The sequence below is a fragment of the Microcoleus sp. bin48.metabat.b7b8b9.023 genome, assembly GCF_013299185.1.
Classification (GTDB): domain Bacteria; phylum Cyanobacteriota; class Cyanobacteriia; order Cyanobacteriales; family Microcoleaceae; genus Microcoleus.
Map to the genome: position 1 here is coordinate 1 of NZ_JAAFKG010000118.1, position 5087 is coordinate 5087.

A 5087-nucleotide genomic window follows, 5' to 3' on the forward strand; every position below is an offset into this window, starting at 1 on the left:
GTTTATGATTGCTATTGGTTTTTCAATGTTCGGATGATGTCTCTATTATTAACGGTATCGTTAAGGTTTGTAAAGGGGTGTAACGACAGCTTAACTGATGAGGGTCATCAGGAAAGCTGATGAAACGATCGAGAGCCGAAAAAAGAGTGCACCGCTTCGATCGCACTTAACCCTAACGGGGAACTGGAGCTACCGGAGGTGGAGCAACTGGAGAAGGTGCAGCAACTGGAGCGATCGCAGGTGCAGGGCTGCGAGGAGGTGGAGCACTGCTGAACTGTTGCAGTTGCTGGGGGGTGAGCGATCGCAAAATTCTCAGTCCCAGAGTGTTTCGGGAGATGCCCAGGGCGTAGTTTGGCTCTAAATACGGGCGGAACTTTGATTTGTTGTTCAAATAGCTTTCCATGAAGGCTAGGCTAAGTCCGTTGAGGTAGCGGCGGGCTAAGGCGGGTTCGGGCCCGATCGCCTGTGCTGGCGGCAAAAAGACGCTTTGAGGGGATTGGTCGATCGTGGAAAAGTGAGTCCCGTTGTTCATCAGCACCAGATATTTGTTGGGCGATGTCAGCCATGTGAAGGGTTGAATTTGTTCGAGCAAAGCCGGGGCGACGGTATCGGCGGTGCCTGCGATTACCATGATTGGGATTTGGATTTTGCTGAGGTTTGTTTCTCCTAAAATGCTGCTGGCGATCGGGTTAATGGCGATCGCAGCTTTGACGCGCGGATCGCCGAAATTGTACTGGTTGCGCTCTAGGCTGCGGGCGCGGCACTGCAACAGCAGCGAGAGGTTCCAAGTTTCATTTTCCAGCTTGCAGTCTTTGTCTAGCTGTGCAAAGTTAATCTCGGCTCCCGCTAATGTTAAAGCCGTATAGCCTCCGAAAGATTGGCCGATGACGCCGACTCGCTGCAAGTCTAGCTGTCCTCGGTAGGCCGGATTGCTTGTCGAAAGTTGGGTTAAATAATCGAGGAGGTCTTTGATGTCGAGGGGGCGGTTGACAAATTCTGCTGGTTCTGCTACTTCGCTGGCTCTGCCTGTTACTAGGTCTTGGATTTGTTGGGCGTTGCTCCCGGGGTGTTCGGGGACGGCGACGGCAAAGCCGTAGGAGGCTAGGTGTTTGGCTAAATACTCGTAGGAAATGCGATCGGAACCTAAACCGTGAGAAATGACTACCACAGGAGCCGGTTGCGGACTTTTGAGCGGCAGGTAGATGTCGATATCAAAGGTACGATCGCGATTTGGACTTGTCAGAGTTACCGATGATTTTTTCCAATTATAGGGGCCCTTTTCCTGGATCTGTAGCATTTCGGCCGGCGGTATCCCAGGCTCCTCGGCTGCTTGTGTTTCCGACAACTTGGCGACTCCGGCGATCGTCCGATTGGAACGGTTGATCAGCGATGTCAGCTCGTTGGCGATACCCAAGCCGCGTGCAATGTCAATCCTGATGCCGTAAGTGGGGAATTTCCGCAGCACGTTGAGAATTGTCATGCCTTCTGGATCTGAGGCAGCTAAAATTAGGGCTGCTCGGATGGCATAAAATCCGGGCTGCCGAGCTTTGGTTTGAATTACTCGCCCCAAGCGTTCCAGCAGCACTTCTCCTTGAGGCGTGTAGAGGAATTGGGCTATTGTCACGTGGCTGATTTCTGCTTTCGCTTGCAAGCCGTTGCGAATCTCCGCTAGCTGTGATTCTTTGGCGTACTGAGCAAAGCCGTCCAAGTTTGAATCGATTTTGCCTTCTTTGGCAAAGAGTGTCAGGGATTCGATCGGCACTGATACTTCTAGCGGCCCGTAAGTTATATAGATTCGTTCTGCTCCCAGGGCCGGTGCAGCGGTGCAAACAGCCGTGAATGCAAACAATCCTAGGTATTTTGGGGCGATCGACCGCCGAGCGCGAATGGCCGCAGTAGAGAGACTCGGAAACAGACAGTTCATAACTTTAACACCTAGAACTTCTAATAATTAGTCGGTGAAACGATGTAAATTGTTTCACTAATACTTAATACCAAAAAATCGATCTTTTACTTGGGAAATTAGGTTATCGTGGGAAGTATATCCAAAAGAGCAATTTTCTGACCTAACAAGACTAGCTGAACTTTAAAATTCAACCCCGAGGGGTGAATGGATTTGAGAGTTGAGAGTTGAGATTTGAGATTAACTCGGCAGATGAATCTGGAAGCTGAAACTTGGGTCTAAAATTTGGGAGCATCTAGGACTTAAGCCTGCGCTTGTATCCGTCTTTGGGCGAGGGGTCAAACCTATTCTAATGCCCATTGATTATTGTTTCAGCTATCCCAGATATTTGCGATCGAGTTTGCAACTATAGCCTGAGTGAGAGAATTTATCATGTTCAATGCAACTGCCATCCTGATTGACGCTTTTGTACAAGAGCTACAGGCCGGCTACCGCCGCACCTACGGCAAGTACAAGCCTGACTACCCTGAAATTATCGCCTGGGCGGGGACTATGGCTCTGGAAAACATCGCTAACTGCGATGCTCTTTACCACAATGTGGAACACACAATGCTCGTGGCCTTGGTGGGACAAGAGATTCTCCGGGGCAAGCATATTCGCGAAGGAGGTGTGTCACCGGAAGATTGGCTGCACTACCTGATCTCGCTGCTGTGCCACGATATCGGCTACGTGAAAGGTGTTTGCCGCCAAGACCAAGAATCTGTGGGACTCTATGCTACTGGTATTGATGGAGGCATGGTTTCTGTGGCGATCGGCGCCACTTCTGCTAGTCTAACTCCTTATCATGTCGATCGAGGAAAACTCGTAATTGACGAACGCTTCGGCGGCCACACATTAATTGATGCCGAACAAATCAAGCGCAATATTGAGTTGACACGCTTCCCAGTTCCTGCTAGCGAAACCCATCAAGACAGAAACAACTATTCAGGACTCGCCAGGGCCGCCGATTTGATCGGTCAGTTGAGTGACCCAAATTACCTCCGCAAAATCAGCGCCCTATTCTACGAATTTGAGGAAGTCGGCACTAATAAAATCTTGGGCTACAAATCCCCGGGAGATTTGCGCCAAAATTACGCCAAGTTTTATTGGAACGGAGTTTTCCCATACATTCCAGCAGCTTTGAACTACTTGGAATTAACCCAGGGTGGCAAACAGATTATTGCCAACCTATACGCTAACGTGTTTCAAGTAGAACACGCTGAACCGCTTGCTTTCACCAAGCCGAACTCTCAGGATTCGCTCAAGTCCCGCGCTAACGGCAACTCGAATGGCGAAAAAGATGGTGACAATCTTCAACCTTCCATGTCCGGGGGGGATAACAACAAGAAGTTTAGCGATTTTTCCGACCTGAATTTGTGAGAGTTTTTTCGCATAATTCATGATTTATCGATGCGAGTCATCATTAGAAAGTTTTAAGATTTTCTACTTGCTGGCTCCTTTTTATTTAAGCTATAATACAATACTGTTTACTAGATTCGTAATACAAATTAGGTACGTTGTTGGGCTTTAGCCCTCTTTATAATATTCGGAAAGAGGGCCCAAGCCCAACAACGTACCTCATCTGCTTCCTTGCTCTTGTAGGACAAGATTAAGTAAAATGTATTGAGTTATAATAAAATCAAGAAATCGTTGTCCCTTAGGGAAATTCAGGTCATGGCAACCAACAACATTGAAGTCGTTTTTAGCTTTGATACAACTGGCAGTATGTACCCTTGCTTGACGCAAGTTCGTCGGAAAATCAAAGAAACGGTAACAAGATTGCTTGATGAAATTCCTGGCATTCGCATTGGCATTATTGCTCATGGCGACTATTGCGACGCCGGGAGCACCTACGTGACTAAACACCTCGATTTGTCGGGCGATGTCGGCAAGATTTGCAATTTTGTGGAAAATGTCGAACCTACTGGCGGCGGCGATGCTCCAGAATGTTGTCAGTAACTCAGCTCTCTCATAGACTGAGCTTGTAAGAAATTGCAAGCTGTGTTGACCAGCCTAAGTCTTAACTGACTACGTTATTTGGGTCACGACACCAAGCGAATGCGAAGCTAGTTCCTTGCTCTGTCATCTGCAATTAAACAGTCTTAAAGTCACTGAGACAGTGTTGCAGATCTAACAAGCTCTTATAACATTGGCGAAGCTAACATTACACGCAAGTGGAGGGACACAACAATGTCCAATTTTATTTTCGTACTTGATACAAACAAGAAACCGCTCACACCTTGCAAGCCATCAATGGCTCGTAAGTTATTAACTGCTGGTAAAGCAGCAATCTTCAGAAGATTCCCTTTCACCATTATTCTCAAAAAAGCAGTAACAGCAACCGTCAAATCGATCGCTCTCAAATTAGATCCAGGTTCAAAAACTACAGGCATCGCATTATTGCAGGGTGAGAAAGTGATTTTTGGTGCTGAGTTAACCCATCGCGGTCAAGCTATTAAAGCAAGTCTTGAATCTCGTCGCTCACTGCGTCGAGGAAGGCGAAACCGTCATACTCGCTACCGCCAAGCAAGGTTTTTCAACCGCACCCGCAAAAAAGGTTGGTTAGCACCATCCTTGCAGCACCGTGTAGAAACAACCCTGACTTGGGTCGATAAATTACGCAGGCTTGCACCTATCGGTTTAATCGTTCAAGAGTTGGTCAGATTTGACTTGCAACAATTAGAGAATCCTGAAATCTCAGGCATTGAATACCAGCAAGGCGAACTACAGGGTTACGAAGTTCGGCAATATTTGCTTGACAAATGGAACCGGAAATGCGCTTACTGCAATACTGAAAATCTACCTTTGCAGGTTGAGCACATTCATCCCAAAGCCAAAGGTGGAAGCAATCGAATTTCTAACCTTTGCCTTGCTTGTGAGAAATGCAATCTCAAGAAAGGCACTCAAAACATTGAACAATTCTTAGCCAAGAAGCCTGACATTTTGAAGCACATTATTGCACAAGCCAAACGTCCGCTCAAGGACGCTGCTGCCGTGAATTCGACTCGATGGGCGTTGGGCGTTGCTGAGTTAGAGTATGAATAGGAGGAATAATTTATGCAATGCCCTGAATGTAAATCAACCCATATCCGTAAAAACGGCAAGAAGAAAGGAAAACAAAATCACATTTGTGTCCAATGCAGTC

At 47.3% G+C, this 5087-nt stretch carries 3 protein-coding genes and 2 pseudogenes; 4 read left to right on the plus strand and 1 reads right to left on the minus strand.

The features are described from left to right. Positions 1–172: 172 nt before the first annotated feature. Positions 173–1924 (minus strand): alpha/beta hydrolase, encoded by a 1752-nt coding sequence (locus QZW82_RS32000; protein WP_293158372.1) that lies wholly within the window; start codon positions 1922–1924, stop codon positions 173–175. A gap of 411 nt (positions 1925–2335) precedes the next feature. Between QZW82_RS32000 and QZW82_RS32005 the strand changes: the two genes are divergently transcribed. The 4 genes and pseudogenes from QZW82_RS32005 to QZW82_RS32020 all read left to right on the plus strand — a co-directional run. Then, complete coding sequence (locus QZW82_RS32005) at positions 2336–3322, plus strand: Npun_R2479 family HD domain-containing metalloprotein (protein ID WP_293158375.1); 987 nt, start codon at positions 2336–2338, stop codon at positions 3320–3322. A gap of 294 nt (positions 3323–3616) precedes the next feature. Beyond that, positions 3617–3901, plus strand: coding sequence for a VWA domain-containing protein (locus QZW82_RS32010; RefSeq protein ID WP_293158378.1), 285 nt, complete (start codon positions 3617–3619; stop codon positions 3899–3901). A gap of 231 nt (positions 3902–4132) precedes the next feature. Further along, positions 4133–4960: pseudogene (iscB, locus tag QZW82_RS32015) on the plus strand (RNA-guided endonuclease IscB); the annotation flags it as partial. 39 nt (positions 4961–4999) lie between these two features. Beyond that, positions 5000–5087, plus strand: a pseudogene (locus tag QZW82_RS32020) (IS1 family transposase); the annotation flags it as partial.